Annotated in this window: 15 protein-coding genes; 3 read left to right on the top strand and 12 right to left on the bottom strand. The window is 43.9% G+C overall.

The genetic code is table 11. The features are described 5' to 3' along the window. Positions 1 to 51 precede the first annotated feature (51 nt). From KQH97_RS03700 to KQH97_RS03655, 10 genes are all read right to left on the bottom strand, one after another. Positions 52 to 1,062 carry an N-acetylmuramoyl-L-alanine amidase gene (locus tag KQH97_RS03700; RefSeq protein WP_216552790.1) on the bottom strand — a complete coding sequence of 337 codons (1,011 nt, stop codon included), beginning with the start codon at positions 1,060 to 1,062 and terminating at the stop codon, positions 52 to 54. 210 nt (positions 1,063 to 1,272) lie between these two features. Next, entirely contained in the window at positions 1,273 to 2,361 is a 1,089-nt protein-coding gene (gene pyrB, locus KQH97_RS03695; RefSeq protein ID WP_041337276.1) for an aspartate carbamoyltransferase, read from the bottom strand. 109 nt (positions 2,362 to 2,470) lie between these two features. Then, positions 2,471 to 3,568 carry a DHHW family protein gene (locus KQH97_RS03690; RefSeq protein ID WP_216552788.1) on the bottom strand — a complete coding sequence of 366 codons (1,098 nt, stop codon included), beginning with the start codon at positions 3,566 to 3,568 and terminating at the stop codon, positions 2,471 to 2,473. A gap of 20 nt (positions 3,569 to 3,588) precedes the next feature. After that, positions 3,589 to 4,977 (bottom strand): MBOAT family O-acyltransferase, encoded by a 1,389-nt coding sequence (locus KQH97_RS03685; RefSeq protein ID WP_216552786.1) that lies wholly within the window; start codon positions 4,975 to 4,977, stop codon positions 3,589 to 3,591. After that, positions 4,970 to 5,593, bottom strand: a complete 624-nt coding sequence (locus KQH97_RS03680; protein WP_117891662.1) for a toprim domain-containing protein — start codon at positions 5,591 to 5,593, stop codon at positions 4,970 to 4,972. The genes KQH97_RS03685 and KQH97_RS03680 overlap by 8 nt, the downstream gene beginning before the upstream one ends. Before the next feature lie 3 nt (positions 5,594 to 5,596). Continuing rightward, a complete protein-coding gene (gene holA, locus KQH97_RS03675) occupies positions 5,597 to 6,655 on the bottom strand; it encodes a DNA polymerase III subunit delta (protein WP_041337271.1) in 1,059 nt (352 codons plus the stop codon). Next, positions 6,624 to 8,624, bottom strand: coding sequence for a ComEC/Rec2 family competence protein (locus KQH97_RS03670; RefSeq protein ID WP_216552784.1), 2,001 nt, complete (start codon positions 8,622 to 8,624; stop codon positions 6,624 to 6,626). Before KQH97_RS03670 ends, holA begins: the two co-directional genes overlap by 32 nt. Before the next feature lie 60 nt (positions 8,625 to 8,684). Continuing rightward, a complete protein-coding gene (locus tag KQH97_RS03665; protein ID WP_022286776.1) occupies positions 8,685 to 9,026 on the bottom strand; it encodes a histidine triad nucleotide-binding protein in 342 nt (113 codons plus the stop codon). A 72-nt stretch (positions 9,027 to 9,098) separates the two neighbouring features. Next, positions 9,099 to 11,756 carry an alanine--tRNA ligase gene (gene alaS, locus KQH97_RS03660; RefSeq protein WP_216552782.1) on the bottom strand — a complete coding sequence of 886 codons (2,658 nt, stop codon included), beginning with the start codon at positions 11,754 to 11,756 and terminating at the stop codon, positions 9,099 to 9,101. A gap of 24 nt (positions 11,757 to 11,780) precedes the next feature. Continuing rightward, the gene (locus tag KQH97_RS03655; RefSeq protein WP_216552780.1) at positions 11,781 to 12,083 is read right to left on the bottom strand and encodes a hypothetical protein; all 303 of its coding nucleotides are present in this window, start codon (positions 12,081 to 12,083) and stop codon (positions 11,781 to 11,783) included. Positions 12,084 to 12,109: 26 nt separating this feature from the next. On the opposite strand from KQH97_RS03655, the gene KQH97_RS03650 reads away from it, so the two are divergent. After that, on the top strand, positions 12,110 to 12,961 hold the full coding sequence (locus KQH97_RS03650) for a putative RNA methyltransferase (protein WP_253286357.1): 852 nt from the start codon (positions 12,110 to 12,112) through the stop codon (positions 12,959 to 12,961). A 3-nt stretch (positions 12,962 to 12,964) separates the two neighbouring features. Continuing rightward, positions 12,965 to 13,933, top strand: a complete 969-nt coding sequence (locus tag KQH97_RS03645; RefSeq protein ID WP_216552778.1) for a hypothetical protein — start codon at positions 12,965 to 12,967, stop codon at positions 13,931 to 13,933. Positions 13,934 to 14,119: 186 nt separating this feature from the next. Here KQH97_RS03645 and KQH97_RS03640 read toward each other — a convergent pair whose 3' ends face one another. Beyond that, positions 14,120 to 14,566: a putative ABC transporter permease gene (locus tag KQH97_RS03640; RefSeq protein WP_242988920.1), complete on the bottom strand. Its 447-nt coding sequence runs from the start codon at positions 14,564 to 14,566 to the stop codon at positions 14,120 to 14,122. 153 nt (positions 14,567 to 14,719) lie between these two features. Then, entirely contained in the window at positions 14,720 to 15,964 is a 1,245-nt protein-coding gene (locus tag KQH97_RS03635; RefSeq protein ID WP_216552776.1) for an adenosylhomocysteinase, read from the bottom strand. A gap of 434 nt (positions 15,965 to 16,398) precedes the next feature. Between KQH97_RS03635 and mgtE the strand changes: the two genes are divergently transcribed. Next, positions 16,399 to 17,766 carry a magnesium transporter gene (mgtE, locus tag KQH97_RS03630; RefSeq protein ID WP_215649257.1) on the top strand — a complete coding sequence of 456 codons (1,368 nt, stop codon included), beginning with the start codon at positions 16,399 to 16,401 and terminating at the stop codon, positions 17,764 to 17,766. Positions 17,767 to 17,797: the final 31 nt, after the last annotated feature.

The raw sequence follows: 17,797 nt of genomic DNA, 5'->3' as shown, positions 1-17,797 counted from the left end.
GGTTTCTCTGCATTAGCAGAAACGAACTGTGTTCGCTTTTATTATTGAATATCAATACCACTCGTTTTCCTGAGTATTGTAAATGTCAGCAGAAGAGTCCGTCTGCATCGGCGTTGTCATAGCGTCAGCCGCAGATGAAGAATCCTTATTGTTCACAGGCTTCTCAGGTGAGATAAGCTGCTCAGACATAAGTCTTTTGCCGCTTTCATCAACAAGACCAACATCAACCGCTGTCTGAACTATACCGTCAGCAATAGCTTGTCCATACTCGGTAAGGTGTTCGTCAAAAAGCTTATTGTCGATATCCTCGGTTATAAATCCAAGCTCCACAAGACAGCTTGGCATAACAGTGTCGGCATTTATGTAGTAGTTTACACCGGAATGGCCAACGTAGCCATACTGTACTCCTCTATTTTCAGATATACCTACCTTTTCAAGACCATCAAGTATATTCTGTGCAAGCTTTGTGTCATATTCAGGCTCAGAATTGTTCACCCAAACCTCAACGCCCGAAATATCACCGTCATAGCTGTTTCGGTGAAGTGAAACATACATATCAGCCTTGGCGTTATTTGCCTTTGCACATCTTTCGTCAAGCTCAAGGAAAGAGTCATCATCTCTTATCATCACCACATTGACGCCGTATTTTTCAAGATATTTCTGCACCTCAAGTGCGACCTTTAAATTATCGTCTTTTTCATATCTTTTTCCTGAGGCGTCAGTTGTGCCGCCGTCATAATCACCGTGACCTGCGTCAACACACACTGTAAAGTTCATATTTGAATACTTCGCAGGCTCGTCTTTTTTATCCTCAGCAGAAGAAGCGTCCTCCTTCACAGCGACAGAAGATGTATTATTCAATACCTTGTTTGTTTTTTGCGTATCGTCTCCTTTGATCTTTGATACTACCAAGGCTGTCAGCTTTACCAGACCAGTCACAATGCCGATAAGTATTATCAATGCAATAATAATTCTGTTCCAGTATATTTTTTTCTTTTTCACCCTTCTGACAGGCTTTCGTCCGTAGATCTGTTCAAACTCCTCATCTGAAAGTATATTCATTAGATCAAAGCTCCTGTAAAAAATTTATCCATTTTAATTATACCACACGCTCAACGTTAATTCAAGACTGTTTGTTACCATATTGTAAGAATTTCGTTACTTTTAACGATTTTGCATATCACAAGGCTATTAATATACGCTATCTGCACAATAAAAAAGGGCAAGCAAAGACTGACACACAGCCTTTGTTTACCCCATTAAGCTCTTATTTTATTCCACCAATGTTCTCTCGTCACAATATTCGCAAACAAGCGTTGTGCCGTCGCCTTTGAACCAATGTGGCAGATACTTTTCGTGGTGAGTGATACAGTTAGGATTTGAACAATCAATGTGCTTATGCACTCTGCCCTTCATAAGCGGCTGCGAAGCACCATCGCCGTTTATAACTGTAAGTATGAGTGCCATTCTGATATACATACCGTATTTTGCCTGCTTGAAATACATTGCTCTCGGGTCGTCGTCCACCTCGATAGCTATCTCGTCCACTCTTGGCAGAGGGTGAAGCACGATAAGGTCAGGCTTTCCCATTGAAAGCTTTCTTGTATCGAGTATGTAATTTCCGCTCTGAGACTGATACTCCTCCTCAGAAGCAAAACGCTCTTTCTGTATTCTTGTCATATATAGCACGTCAAGCTCACCGATAACCTCTTCAAGGTCGGTAACTTCTTTGTACTCCATGCCTGCCGCTTCAAGGATATCCTTTACATACACAGGCAAAGCAAGCTCAGAAGTTGAAACTAATATGAACTTATTGTTTGGAAAACATACCATTGCTTTAATAAGGGAATGGACTGTTCTGCCGTTTTTAAGGTCACCGCAGAAGCCTATGGTCAGGTTATCAAGTCTGCCCTTTTCTTCTCTAAGTGTAAGCAGGTCTGTAAGTGTCTGTGTTGGGTGGAGGTGTCCGCCGTCGCCTGCGTTGATAACGGGGCAATCAGCAGTGAGTGCCGCAGCCTTTACCGAGCCGGCGGTAGGATGACGCATTACCATGATATCGGCATAGCCGGAAACTATCTTTGTGGTATCCTTGATATTCTCTCCCTTTGCAACGGAAGAAGTGGCAGGATTGTCAAAGCCTATTATCGTTCCCCCAAGACGTAGCATAGCGGTCTGGAAAGACATCTGCGTTCTTGTTGACGGCTCATAGAAAAGAGTACCCATTATCTTGCCCTTGCAAGCCTCGCTGTAGGCGGCAGGGTTCTGAACTATCTTATGACCGAGATCAAGAAGCTTCAGCCACCAAGATACGGGATAGTCATTAAGATCAATAAGATCAAGTCTGTTTTTTTGCTCACTCACATCAAACACCCTCTCAAATATTCAGACATACATTATGCCGCACATTCCTTGTACGGCATTTTCTTTATTATATCACACCTGCTCCATTTTTTCAAGTACATAGCCCATATTATTTGAGCAGGTCAAAATTTGTTTCATCTGCAAACTGATTGCAGTCATACATAAATAATATCTGGTCATATGCACTCGTATCTGCCACGTCAGAAAGGGTCTTGCCCTCCTCTTTGAGCTTGTCAGGATCTACCAAGGTTATCTCGCTGTAGTGTGGGGTAAGAAACGGCACAAGGGTATTGGCATAGCTTCCTTTGATGATAAGAAGCTTTGGTGCGTCCTCTGCAGTTGTCTTGACCGTTGCCTTAGTAAAGTTGTCACCTTGCAGGAAGATAGCAGTTTTATCTGCTGTTTTCAGTGCAGATCTAAAATAAACAGATTTTGAGGTAAGCACCTGATCTCCTCTGTAAAGCTCCACAGAATCCACAGTAGTCTTATACTTTGAACGGAAGATGTTCACTCTGTCTGCGCCTATGCTGTTATAGCAAAGTTCACTGTAAAGTCCCCCATAATAAGAATTTGAGGTATATTCCTGATCGTAATTGGACAGAGCGACCGGCTCAAAACCCAGCTCTTTTATGCCGTCTGCATAGGCAAAATACGCCCCGAAGGAAGTCCACTTTCTATCTGTACGATAGTAAACGTAATTATTTCTTGCAGAATACATAGGAAAAAACGTATCTATGGTGTCTATCCTGCTGTCCAGATCATAATAGATATTATCTATCATTTCACGCTGGTCTGTGTTTGAAGTATAAGCAGGCAGCTTAGCAGAATAGATACCTGCGGCAGTCGGAGCTAACATAACATATACAGGTGTATCTGTGTTTTCTGAAAAATCATTTATCTGCGAGATATTTTTATCAAGCCTGTCCTTATCAAAATCTGCGATCTCTACAAGACGATTTTTAAGGATATAGATATTATCAAAATTTTTCTTACCAGTCATCACAAACATGGTCGTTCTGAGCGACTTCCAATTTGAGCTTAGAGGAAAATTACTGCTAACATAGGTCTGAACGTTATGTCTTATATCTGAACTGTCTGCCTTTTCACTTTCAGATCCATGTCTGCCCATCACGAGAGTATAGGCCGCAAACATTATGACTATTACAAAAAATGCGCTTACTGCGATATAATCAGCAGCCTTTTTCATTAATGTTCACTCCTCCCATTTTATCTCACGAATAAATTCATAGACGAATTACCTCCGCCCACAAGAAACGCTGTACTGATAAGCAGAAATCCTATAGTGAGCATTGGCTCGATTATGTAAACTATATTAGTATTGAGCTGCATTATCCTGCGTTTGAGATATCTGCCGATACCTGTTGCAAAAAAGCCGCAGATAAGATACATCACAACTCCTGTTTTTATCACATATGATGCAAGAACATCTCCTGCAAAGCTTCCCCCGCCGAGCATTGCGGCAACATATCCGCAGGCTGAAGGCAGGCTGTCTATCGCAAGAAACGGCAGACCTATAAGAAACAGAACATTCATTACTGCACATCTTACCCCTGTCGGCACAGCCGCAAGAATATTTTTCAAGAGATATTCTATGCCAAGCATAACACAAATAAACGCTGCCCACAGCATTGTGTGTCTGCCGTAGCCATACCAAACCGAGCCTGCAAGCACAGACAGTATCAATGCCCAAAGGCAAACGCTGTCTTTATTTCTACATATAGGTCTGTAGAAATAATCTCTCACCCAACTATAAAAGGTGCAGGCAAATCGTTTTATAAGCTCATTGAAGCCTGCTGACATAAACGGCAGATCAAAGTTATCAGGAAGTTCAAAGCCGAGCATTGAACCAATACCCTGTGCAATATGCGAATAAGCTCTAAGCTCATAGTAGAACGCAAAGGAGAAAGCTATTATCCCAAGCCATGCACAAGCGGCGGAGAGCGAATCTGTACTTACTCCCCTTATGTGCTGCCACATCTCGTACATAGGATCCGACAGAAAAAGCTTCTCCGCAAAGCCTATAAGCATAAGCTTTATGCCCTCTGCAAGCTTTCCAGAGGTTATGACAGGTTTTCTAAGCTGTTCGCTCATATCCGAAAATCTGAGTATCGGTCCACAGCTAAAGCATGGGAAAAAGCATATATATTGAGATACCAAAAGAAAATTCTTTTCAGGCTCTATTTCTTTCCTATAGATATCCATGCAGTAGGAAATGCCATGGAGAGTGAAAACGCCCGCTCCCCACACAGGGAAAAGCTTTAGCATTGCTCCCTTGCCAGTGAATATAGACGTCACGTCATAGCTGCTGTGACCGCTTCTTATGAATACAAGAAGCACTGCCATATTTACTACCACCGATAATATGAGCCATAGCCTTTTAAGTCCTTTTTTGTCCGCAAAGCGGTGGATAAGCCTGCCGCAAAAGTATGATACAACAGCACACACCGCCATTGGTATTATCCCCCAGGTGGACACCCACAGACACAGCACAACTGTTCCAAGCAGGAACACGGCTTTTCTGAAACGCACCCCTGACAAAGCGTATACTCCCATAAAAACAGGAAGAAAGAAATATAAAAATTCAAGACTAACCAACGCTATTCTCCTTGTCTTTATTGTTTTCTGAGGTCAATTCCTCTATGAGTGCTTGCAAGCTTTCTTTATCGAGCATTGTGTTCACCACTTCAAGCAGTGCGTTTGCAGTGAGCTTTTTGGGCAGCGACAGCTTTTCGCACACAAGCTGTCTGAGCCTGCTGCTGTCGGGTCTGCCGCTTAGACCTAGCTCATAAAAGTCAAGCTTGGTCATGAGTTCTCTGTCTGCGACCTTTTCGCCTATAATGCCTGCTTTTTCAAAGGCTTCCCTGATAATATCCGCAGGAACGCCCTCGACCCCTAACAAGCCCTCTTTTGACGGCTCTGTCTTGCGCTTTTCTTTGCCGAATATCTCAGGAACATACACGTTCACAATATCGCCTTTGGGGACGATACCCTTTATATGCCCTCTTATGCGAAAGCCTGCTGTGTCAGAGTCTGTAAGAATTGCTATTCCGCCATGCTGAGCATAGTATCTTATAAGCGCTGCCTTGTCAGGGTCTTTATAGATACGAAAGCCGTTAGTGACAATTATAACGCCGTCAACTATGGACGAAAGCTTTATCTTATCATATTTTCCCTCAACGATTATTGCCCTTGATATTTTAAGTTTTTCCATTTACTAACACCTTAACGCCATTGACCTTGCAAGTCCCTGCTCGAGGGTGAGCATATCTCCGTCTTTTCCCCGTGACCTTGTTTTGAGCATAAGGTCAGTTTCAGAAAGTATCTCAAGCGTTTTTCTTATACGCTCCGCAGAGATATTTCCGCACTCGGAATAGGCGTTTTTTACTGCAAACTCTCTGTTTTTCGCATAGGAAAAATCTTTAGCCACGTCTGCAACGCTCCTGCCAGAGGAACGTGCGAGCTTCGCCCTGTAGATATCCGCAAGGGAAAAGCCGATTATTCCTATGATAGCATATGGCTCATAATTCTGCACATCGAGTTCACGCAAACGTGTGAAGACCATTGCCGCATTGCCTCTGAGGATATTTATTGCAAGAGAATATCCGTCCGACTCGATACGCCTGATACAAAGCAAGTCGATATCCTCTCTTGTTACCTCCCTGCCCTCTGCATAAGCCGAAAGCTTTTCAAGCTCCTTGCTGATAAATGCAGTGTCGCACAAACAGAGGTTTGCAAGATACTCTGCGTTGCTTTTTGTTATGGTACAGCCGCTTTTTGCAAGATAGGTGGATATAGACTTTCCAAGGTCGGAAGCCCTTTTGTATTCAAAATTGCAGACAGTGCCGTGCTTTTCGCAGAAATCTGCAAAGCGCTTGTTTTTGTCTGTAAGATACTTTTTGTTCTTGAAAAGGTCAACTCCTGTGGCATAGATTATCACTGTGGTGGTTTCGCCAAGAGAGCCTAGGATCTTTTTCAGGTCGTCCAGATCGTCCTTAGTCACTGCGTCTATATTAAGGTCGTTTATAGTCACCACCACACGTTCTGCCATAAAAGGCAGAGCTTCGCAAGCGTCTGTAAGCATTGGAAAATCAAGATTTTTGCCGTCAAGCTTATGAAAGTTCATTACCTGAGCGTCAGCAGGGCAAAGCTTGTTCACAAGCCTTTTTGTAAAGCTTTCAAGTGCCGCTGTATCATGTCCGTAAAAATAATAAAGGCTGTCGATATCATTCTCTCTTATCGTTTTACCAAGAGCCGAAGCCGTAAGCAAAGCCATAGTCCGTCCTCCTTATCTGCGAATTTTTCATATCTATCATCAATGGGTATTCTTCATCTGTTGTGTCAAGGTTTCTGCCGTTTATGGTGACAGAACCTTTTTCTATAGTGACCACACAGCCCTCGGTGGTAATTTTATAGCCGTCCTCCAGTGCTTCTATCTTAACACCGTTCCAATCAAGCTGTGCGCCTGTTATGAACTGCAGTTCGCTGTCATTATCAGGCTCGCCATTTATATAAAATCTGTCAGGTCGTATAGTCATCTGCTCGTTATATTTCGTTATAGTGTAATACTGTTCGCTTTCTATAAATGCGCCTTTTAGCTCTTTTATGCCGTAAAGCTCCAAAAAGCTTTCCATACCGCTGTTGAGCTTGCCCTTACTGCCCATATCGAAAACCATACCTTTTGTTTTATCATACAGCACAGCCTGCACAGCATTTCCTTTTGGCATTACAACTATCTTTACCGAGCCTCCAAAAGCAAGAGAAAAATTATACACCGCTGTCCAACATACAAGCATTAGAGCAGTGCAAAAAGCCCCAAGCTTCACTGACTTTCTCAGAAACATGACCGCCACAGGCACAAGGCAGGTAACAAGCATTACAAGACCAAGTGGTCTTACTCCACGAGGAAGATAGGCAAAGCTGAATTTTGAAAACAGCTCAGCAAGAAACAGAACGACTTTCAGAAGATACTTTACCACCGTCAGCACAGGATAGGCTATTATTGCCGAACCGCCTGTTACCGCAGTTATAGCTGTCAGACCCAGAGCAAGGGTACAGACAGGCACCAGCAGGATATTTGATAGTGGTGCAACAAGAGATATTTCACTGAAAAACATTAGCTGAACAGGCATTGTGCAAAGAAGTATCGTCACCGCATTTACCGCCTGCCGTTCAAGGCTGTACAAAATGCCTTCGTCCTTTACAAGTGCCACTGCTTTCGGGCATACAACGCTTATAACAAACGCAGCTGTGAATGACAGCAGGAATGAGCAGTCCGCCGCCGCATAGGGCGAAAGAGTGAGTATTACAACAGCGCAAAGGCAGAGAGTATTTGCTGGGTCTGGTCTGCGGTAAAAAAGCGGTGCGGCAGTGACCAAAGACAGCATAACAGCCGCCCTCACAACGGATACTGAAAATCCTGCAAAGACCGCAAACGCCCACACTGCCACAGTTTGGACGGCAAATATCACACGCTTATCCTTGCTGAGTTTCTGCATGAGCCAGCCTATCATGGCGCTTATTATGACCACATGAGTTCCCGACACGGAAAATATATGACCTATGCCACTACGATAGACCGTGAGCTTCGTTTGCTTTGAAAGCTCAGTTTTATCTCCGCAGAGCATTGCAGCGGCAAAACCGCCCTCATCTCCGCCTATGATATCGTTTATCAGCATGAACATCTTGTCACGATAGTGCATTATACTGCGTAAAATGGTGTTTCCACCGCCTGTGACTTCTATGCTTTCAGCGGTCGAACCTTGGAGAAAAATGCCCTTAGGCCGGTCATACTGCTCTGATTTGAAATTGATGCTGTCTTTTATCCTGCTGACCTTTACTGTCGCCACGATATTGTCATAGTAATCATATTCAATGTCATCTGCATAAAAGGTCAGCCTGCCTTTTACTCCCCCAACGATACCATTGACACTTAGCCGACAGGTGTCAGAGCCTATATAGCTTATGTCGGTTATCTCGCCTTTAACTGTGACGGTCTTTCCGTCTAAAGCTGTCAGTTTATCATAGAAAATGTGAGTATAAGCGGTATTGACTCCCACCGCTATCAGGAACGAAACAAAGCAGAGAGCTATATGCTTTCGGTATCTCTTAAAAAGCGCAAAGGCTGTAATGGCTACACACGCTGACGCAAGTGCAAAAACTGCGTTGTTCCTGCCCCAACCAATGGTACAGAGAAAAAGTCCTGCAAAATACGAAAAGCCGATATAACAGCTTTTTCTCACCATTGCCGCCGTCCCCCTTAAAACTAAGGGCGGATAAGAAATTTACCCGCCCATTTTATTTCTTTAACCGGCTGGCCAAGCAAGTGGTCTGCCTGCAAGAAGATGAAAATGAATGTGGAAAACACTCTGTCCTGCCTGCTCGCCGCAGTTGGAAACAACTCTGAAACCGTCCTTAAGGTCGAGGTCTTTGGCAAGCTTTGCGATAACTTCATAGATATGTGCGATAACTGCACTGTTCTCAGGGGTTATCTCGTCAAGCTTTGAAATATGCTGCTTAGGGATAACAAGATAATGAATCGGAGCTGTAGGAGCAATGTCCTCAAAAACGTATGTCAGCTCGTCCTCGTATATTTTCTTTGAGGGTATTTCCCCGGAAATAATTTTACAAAAAAGACAATCTTCCATTTATCTCTCCGCCTTTCTATTATTTATAACAGCACAGCGCAGAGGGTATCTGCGCCGTCTGCCAAGCAATTTTTATTTTACGAACTCGCCCACGATCTCGTTTACCTTATCGAGAGCTTCGTCTATCTTAAATCTATCGCCTATACCAGCCATAGCAGAGTCAGGACGTCCGCCGCCCTTGCCGCCTGTGAGTGCTGCTACCTTGCCTGCTATCTTGCCTGCGTGTGCGCCCTTTGCAACAGCATTCTTGCCGCAAACTACAACAAGATTTGCCTTTTCACCGTCAACGCCTGCAACAACTGCAACTGCGTCAGCTTCTCTTGCTTTAAGCTCGTCGCCCATTTTTCTGAGCATATCAGGTCTTGTGTTGGTGAGCATTGCAGTAACTACCTTAACGCCGTTGACCTCATATGGGTTATCGAACAGCGACTTTGTTTTGAGATTTGTTATCTCTGCCTGCAAAGCGTCTCTTTCCTTTTCAAGATCCTTGACTTCCTGCATGATAGTGTGGCATCTCTTTACGATGTCAAGTGGATTTGCAAGCTTAAGGCTTTCAGCCGCCTGCTGGATAGTTGCGGCTCTTTCCTCAACAAGCTCCAGAACGCCTCTGCCTGTTACGGCTTCGATACGTCTTACGCCTGAAGCTACAGAGCTTTCGGAGATTATCTTGAACAGACCTATTCTTGAAGTATTGTCAAGATGTGTACCGCCACAGAACTCGATAGAAGCTGTTTCGTCACCGTCACCCATTGTTACTACCCTTACAGTTTCACCATATTTCTCGCCGAACAGAGCCATAGCGCCAAGCTTCTGAGCTTCTGCGATAGGCATTTCTTCCATTTTTATATCAAGAGCTTCAAGGATATACTTGTTTACAAGTGCTTCGACCTTGAGCTTCTCCTCTGCTGTCATTGCATTGAAGTGTGAGAAGTCAAATCTAAGTCTGTGAGCGTCAACGAGCTGACCTGCCTGATGAACGTGTTCACCGAGAACTTTTCTCAGTGCAGCCTGAAGCAGATGTGCGCAGCTATGGTTTCTCATAACAGCGTAACGTGTCTTTCTGTCAACAGTGAAGTGAGCCTTCTGACCTACAGCTATCTCGCCCTCTTCAACAACTGCCTTATGAGCGAACTTGCCTGCAACGACCTTCTGTGTGTCAACGACTCTGCACTTACCGCTTTCTGTAACGATAGTACCAATATCGCCCACCTGTCCGCCGCTCTCTGCATAGAATGGCGTCTGTGAAGATACGATATATACTTCATCGCCAGCCTTTGCGTTTTCGATAAGCTCATCATCAGTTGTGATGAATGATATCTCGCTGTCGCCCTCGAGCTTGTCATAGCCGATGAACTCTGTGTGGAAATCCTTGTCTATCTTATGGAAAACAGTTTCGTCTGCACCCATATACTTTGTTGCAGCATGAGCGTTCTTGGCTGTTTCTCTCTGCTTTGCATAGCACTCAGCAAAGCCCTCTTCATCACAGGTCATGCCCTTTTCTTCAAGGATCTCTCTTGTAAGGTCGATAGGGAAACCGTATGTGTCGGAAAGCTTGAAGCAGCTCTCACCGTCAAGCTCCGTCTTGCCGTCTTTCTGCATCTGTGCGATAAGATCGTAAAGTATCTTCATACCTCTGTCGATAGTGGCATTGAAGTTCTGCTCCTCAGTTGTGAGCACCTTTACGATATAGTCATACTTTTCTTCAAGCTCGTTATACTCACACTTGTTGCAGTCAACAACAGTTTTTACAAGGTCTTTGAGGAAAAGTCCGTTTATGCCGAGAAGCTTTCCGTGACGAACGGCTCTTCTGAGCAAACGTCTCATAACGTATCCTCTGCCCTCGTTTGACGGCAAAATTCCGTCTGATGCCATGAATGTTACAGAACGGATATGATCTGTGATAACTCTGATAGAAACGTCCTTTTTGTACTCCTTGCCGTACTCACAGCCTGCTATCTTACAAACATGATCTCTGATAGCCTTTACTGTATCAACGTCAAAGATAGAGTCAACGTCCTGCATAATAGAAGCAAGTCTTTCAAGACCCATACCTGTGTCGATATTTTTCTGTTTAAGTGGAGTATAAGTGCCGTCCTCATGTCTTTCAAACTGTGTGAACACAAGGTTCCAGAACTCCATATATCTGTCGCAGTCGCAGCCGACTTTACAATCAGGCTTGCCACAGCCATACTTCTCTCCTCTGTCGAAATATATCTCAGAGCATGGACCGCAAGGGCCGTCTGTTCCAGCCTCCCAGAAGTTGTCTTCCTTGCCCATTCTTACGATATGATCCATTGGAACGCCAGCGTCCTCATGCCATATCTTCTCAGCCTCGTCATCGTCCTCATAAACAGAGATATAAAGTCTGTCCTTTGGCAGTTTGAGCACCTGTGTAACATACTCCCAAGCCCATGCAATGGCTTCCTTCTTGAAGTAATCGCCGAATGAGAAGTTGCCAAGCATTTCAAAATATGTGCCATGTCTTGCCGTCTTACCAACGTTTTCGATATCGCCTGTTCTGATACACTTCTGACAAGTTGTCATTCTTGTTCTCGGAGGTGTTTCCTGACCTGTGAAGTAAGGCTTCAGAGGCGCCATACCTGCAACGATAAGCAGCAGGCTGTTATCGTTCTGAGGTACGAGAGGGTAGCTCTTGTGTCTCAAGCAGCCCTTGCTCTCAAAAAATTTCAGATAAGATTCACGCAGTTCATTAAGTCCTGTCCATTCCATAAATTCAGATCCTTCCAAATGAAATTATTCGCAAAATAAAAAAACGGCTCGTCCCTGAACATGGGACGAAACCGACAGTTCCGTGTTACCACCCAAATTGCCGAACTCATCGCCCGACCACTCGAAGCCCTTTAACGCAGAGCATACGTTGCTGTTTTCAGCACCGCTCAGGTTAGCCACCGAACTTGCCGCAAAGGCTTTCACCCACCGCCTTTTCTCTTTACCGACACTGTTTCGGATAATTCCGTCACCGCATTTTGCATATATTGATATTATAAAGCATAACCCGACGATTGTCAAGCACTTTTTTATTAATAAAATATCCATTGCTAAAAGCAGAGGGAAATGCTATAATGTTCAGGGTGATTTATATGTATGTTTGTCCGATATGCAAAAAACGGCTCAGAAAGCTTGACAACGTATGGCACTGTCAGAACGGTCACAGCTTTGATATTGCGAGAAAAGGATATGTAAATCTGCTTACCACAAAGGGCAGAAACCCTAAGAACGCAGGGGATAATGCGGAAATGGTAAAGGCGAGAACGGATTTCCTTGACCGTGACTATTATCAGCCGCTTGCGAAGAAAACGGCTGAGGTAATGGGCGGTCTGCTTGAAAATGTGAAACAGCCTTATATTATCGACAGCGGCTGCGGTGAGGGTTTTTACACTGTGAACTATGCCAAGGCACTGCCAAAGGCAAAGTTTTACGGCATTGACATATCAAAGGCGGCAGTTGCCCACTGCATGACGAGGATACATTGCGAAAATATCACAAATTGCGAATTTGCAGTGGCATCGTCATTTCAGCTTCCGTTCATAGACAAGTTTGCAGACCTTATCGTATGCACATTTGCACCTGTTTCAAATGACGAATACGCAAGGGTGCTGAAAGACGGCGGAAAGCTTGTGGTAGTTTCTCCGTCCCCAAGACATCTGTTTGAGCTTAAAGAAGTGCTTTATGAGAAGCCTTACGAAAACAAGCCCAATGTATACGGACTTAATAAATTTGACGAGTCAGAGGAGATGATTTTTGAATACCCTGTGGTGCTTGAAAGTCAGGAGGATATTTTCAATCTTTTTACAATGACTCCGTATTACTACAAAACATCTGCCGAGGCGGTGGAGAAGCTTAAAAATGTGAACAGGCTTGAACTTACCTGTGGCTTTTCTATCAGGACATTTACGAAAAAGAGAGGTTTTTGATACATGAATAAAGATATTTTCTGCAAAGGATATACTTGGGGATTTTTCTCCAAGAGAGGTGATTTTCAGACGGAAGCGGCAGAAAAGTCAATGGAAAGGCTTGCTTCAAACGGCTTGAACTGGATATGTATCCCTGTAAACGCATTGCAGGAGAGCTTTGCAAGCACAAGAGTTTTCAGTGATTATGAGAGAACACAATCTGACGAGGACATTGCCTTCGCTATAAAAAAAGCAAAGTCACTGGGACTTAAGGTCTGTCTTAAGCCTATGGTTGATTGCCTTGACCATTCATGGCGTGCAAGGATAGACTTCCCGCCTGAGAACCCTGAATATTGGGACAAGTGGTTCAAGTCATACACAGCTTTCATGCTTCACTATGCAAAGCTTGCAGAAAAGCTCGGCTGTGAAATGCTCTGCACAGGCTGTGAAATGGCAGGAATGGACAAGCAGTCAGACAGATGCAGAAAGCTTATCGCACAGGTGAGAGAGGTCTACAGCGGTATCGTTATGCACAACATCAATCACGGCGACGAACAGCGTTTTGATTGGCTCAGCGACGTGGATATCATTGGCATCTCAGGCTACTACCCTGTTACAGACGGCGTGAACAGGGATAAGAAGCACATGCTCAGCCGTTGGCATGAAGTTGTCGGCTTCCTTGAAAAGGCTCACAAGCATTTCAACAAGCCTATAATGTTCGCTGAAATAGGCGTGCGAAACGAGGAGGGCTGCACACAGTACCCTTGGGATTTCCATGACAGACTTGACAAGCCACTTGACGAGCAGGAGCAGGCAGATTTCTACGACACTGCAATGGAAGCAACTTGGGATCTGGATTGGTTCTGCGGCTATTTCTGGTGGGATTGGAAAGCTATCCTGCCGCCAATAGAGAAAGCCAAAGAAAACCGTGACTTCACAGTTTACGGCAAACTTGGCGAAGAAGTGCTGAAAAAGTGGTACACAAAAGATTGATATGTACAAAAATACGGACTGTTTATCATTGGATAGACAGTCCGTTTGTTTTATATGCGTTGGTGAATGACGGGCGAATGTAAGCGTGTCGCCGTCCCCTATATTTACGATTTTTGCGTAGGGGCGACCTGAGGTCTCCGGTTAATTATATTTTTTACATACTAAGCAGTACAAATAATCGTACTCTTATCCAACCGCCGCAGGTATTTTTTCTTTTCCTCGTTTAACAATGACAGGGTATTCCTTGAAAATATGTCTGCGTATAAAATTATCCGCAAGCACACCAATATAGGATAACCCAAACCACAGAAAAGCAAATGGCAGGCATATCTGTCCGTCAAAATTCAGCGGCACTTCCTCATAGCTCCATATGCCCATGCCGAGATAGCGGTTGAGATACTCCCCTGCAAGAAATTCTATGGCAGTGATAAATGCTGCCGACACTGCAAGCACAGACAGCAGGCTCACTCCTCGCCTGCGCTCGCCATTCATGATATGGATAACCAGCATTGAAGTTCCCCCAAGCACCCCCATTGTGATATGAGAATATCCCCTGTTAAGTATTTCCATGAAGCCATAGCATATTGCGCCCACTGAAAAAAGCGTAAGTATCTTATACATCTTTGCCGCCACATTCTCACCGCCCTGTTTTTTTATCGCCCTAATATTAAAATGTACAGAAATCAGTGATTTAAAACCTTGAAGACAAAATAAATTTATGGCAATTTCAAGATACAAAAAAACGGACAACTCAAGCTGTCCGTTTTATTGTACTAATATGATATTTTATACCTGCCAGCTGTTAAGATATTTCTCCTGATCAGGTGTAAGCTTATCTATCTCAAGCTCCCAGAATTTAAGCTTTCTGTTTGCAACTTCCTTGTCTATCTCATCAGGAACATAAACTATCTTGTCTGTAAGCTTGTCTTTGTTTTTAACAAGATAAGCCGCAGAAAGGGCTTGGATAGCAAAGGACATATCCATTATCTCGGCAGGGTGACCGTCGCCTGCGGCAAGGTTTACAAGTCTGCCCTCGCCGATAACATACAGCCAATTACCGTTTGGAAGCTTATAACCGTCAATATTGTTTCTTGCAAGCTTGCTTTCAACAGACAGCTTTTTAAGTCCAGCCACGTCTACCTCGCAATCAAAGTGACCTGCGTTACAGAGTATAGCACCATCTTTCATGTTCATGAAAGCTTTCTCAGTAATAACGTCCTTACAGCCTGTTACAGTAACAAAGAAGTCGCCCACCTTAGCGGCGTCAACCATTTTCATTACCTTGAAGCCGTCCATAACAGCCTCCATAGCCTTTATCGGGTCGACTTCGCAGACGATAACGCTTGCACCAAGACCCTTTGCTCTCATCGCAACGCCCTTGCCACACCAGCCATAGCCTGCAACAACAACGTTCTTGCCTGCAACGATAAGGTTAGTTGTTCTGTTTATTCCGTCCCATACAGACTGACCTGTGCCGTATCTGTTATCAAAAAGATACTTGCACTTTGCATTGTTTACAAGCATCATAGGGAATTTGAGCTGACCGTCCTTGTTCATTGCAATAAGACGGATAATGCCCGTAGTAGTTTCCTCACAGCCACCGATAACGTTCGGTATCAGCTCAGGGTATTCATTGTGGATAAGGTTTACAAGGTCGCCGCCGTCATCTATAATAATGTTTGGACCTACCTTGACTACCTCGGATATATGTCTGTGATACTCCTCGTCAGTTGCACCATGCCATGCAAAAACGTTCAAGCCGTCATGCACAAGACCTGCCGCAACATCGTCCTGAGTAGACAGCGGATTGCTTCCTGTGATGTACATTTCAGCACCGCCTGCTGCAAGGACTTTGCAAAGATAAGCGGTCTTAGCTTCAAGGTGGATAGAAAGTGCAACTTTCAGCCCCTTAAAAGGCTGATCTCTCTTGAAATCTTCCTCGACGCTTCTGAGCAATGACATATTCTGTCTTACCCATTCTATCTTTCTTTTACCGCTTTCCCACAAGCTTTCATCTCTTATTTCGCTCATTTTATCAATTCCTTTCGGTTTATTATTCGATCCATATAATAATTATACCCTATTTCTCCCCATTTGGCAAGAGGTCAAAAGCAATTCATTATACTTCGCAAATTTACAGCACGTTCATAAAATTAAATTAAACAATTTCTTGACAAAAAAACAAGGTAAGCGTATAATAATATTATGTGTGCGAATAGTAAAAACGTGCATAAATCATGATTTTTAAGGAGTGTGTACAAATGGACGACGCCAGTCAGAATACGATCGCCCCTCGATTGCAGAGCGGCTCGCCCGTTTGTGGCAGCCTTTTTGTGATCTAAATATCAATTTTAATTGAATAGGACGATCTGTGTTTTGGTAGATCCTTATATTTGTACAGAGTTGGTATAAGTACAATTATTTGTACTGTTGTGCTTATTACCGCTGCTGTTAGGGGGAATATAATGTTTAACACAGTATTGGAGTTGCTCAAAAGCAGAAACTACAAGGCTATCCGTGAAATATTTATGGATATGAACGAAGCCGACGTGGCTGCTCTTTTGCAACAGTTTTATGACGATCACGAGGTCGAGAAATACGAGCTTCCGTTGCTGTTCCGTCTTTTGAACAAGGACGTTGCGGCTGACGTTTTCGCTTACATGGACAGCGATACACAAATGATGCTTATCAATGCCTTTACGGATAGGGAGCTTCAGGAGATCGTTGACGACCTTTATCTTGATGATACGGTAGATATTATCGAGGAAATGCCTGCAAATGTTGTTGCAAGGATAATCAAGTCTGCTGACACTGAAACGAGAAAGCAGATAAATCAGATACTCAAATATCCTAAAGACAGCGCAGGCTCTATTATGACCACCGAGTATGTTTATCTTCACAGAAGCTACACTGCCAAGGAAGCTTTGGATTGGATAAGACACGTTGGTATGGTCAAGGAAACTGTAAATACACTTTATGTCACTGAAAACAGAAAGCTCGTGGGCGTGCTTTCACTGCTTGATATCGTAACTGCTGATGATAACGATAAAATAGAGGACATAATGGAGGACAACGTTATTTCCGTTGATACTCTTGAGGATAAAGAGTATGTTGCTTCCATGTTCTCAAAATATGACTTTCTTTCTCTGCCTGTTGTTGACAGAGAAAACCGCATGGTCGGTATCGTTACATTCGACGACGCTATGGACGTTATCGAGGAGGAGACCACTGAGGACTTCTCGAAAATGGCTGCCGTTGCGCCAAGTGACGATTCATATTTCAAGACCTCTGTTTTCACTCATGCGAAAAACAGAATAGCATGGCTTTTGATACTTATGCTGTCGGCTACCCTTACGGGTGCTATCGTAAACAAATATCAGTCTGCTTTTGCGGCTGTTCCTGTTTTGGTATCGTTCCTGTCAATGCTTAGTGGCACAGGCGGAAACTGCGGTTCTCAGACCTCGACCCTTGTTATAAGAGGCATGGCGCTTGGTGAGATAAGAATGAAAGACTTTTTCAAGGTCATGTGGAAAGAGTTCAGAGTCGCGCTTCTTTGCAGCGTTATCCTCGCTATAGTCAATGCTATAAGAATAGTTCTGGTGTATCACGGTGACACATCTGTGGATTGCTACAAGCTTGCGTTCACGGTAAGTATGGCTATCATGGCAACTGTTGTGCTTTCAAAGCTCATCGCCTGTATGCTCCCAATGGCTGCCAAGAAGCTTCATCTTGACCCTGCTATCATGGCTGCCCCGCTTATCACCACTATCGTTGACACTTGCTCAACACTGATATTCTTCACATTGGCTACTATCGTATTTGATATAAAATAGAAAAAAATATGGCGGTTATCTCCTTTCAGGC

It is taken from the genome of Ruminococcus sp. MSJ-25 (assembly GCF_018917825.1).
In the GTDB taxonomy this organism is placed as follows: Bacteria; Bacillota; Clostridia; order Oscillospirales; family Ruminococcaceae; genus Hominimerdicola; species Hominimerdicola aceti.
Note: the sequence above shows the minus strand (reverse complement) of the source record. Positions and strands in the feature narration are given on the sequence as shown.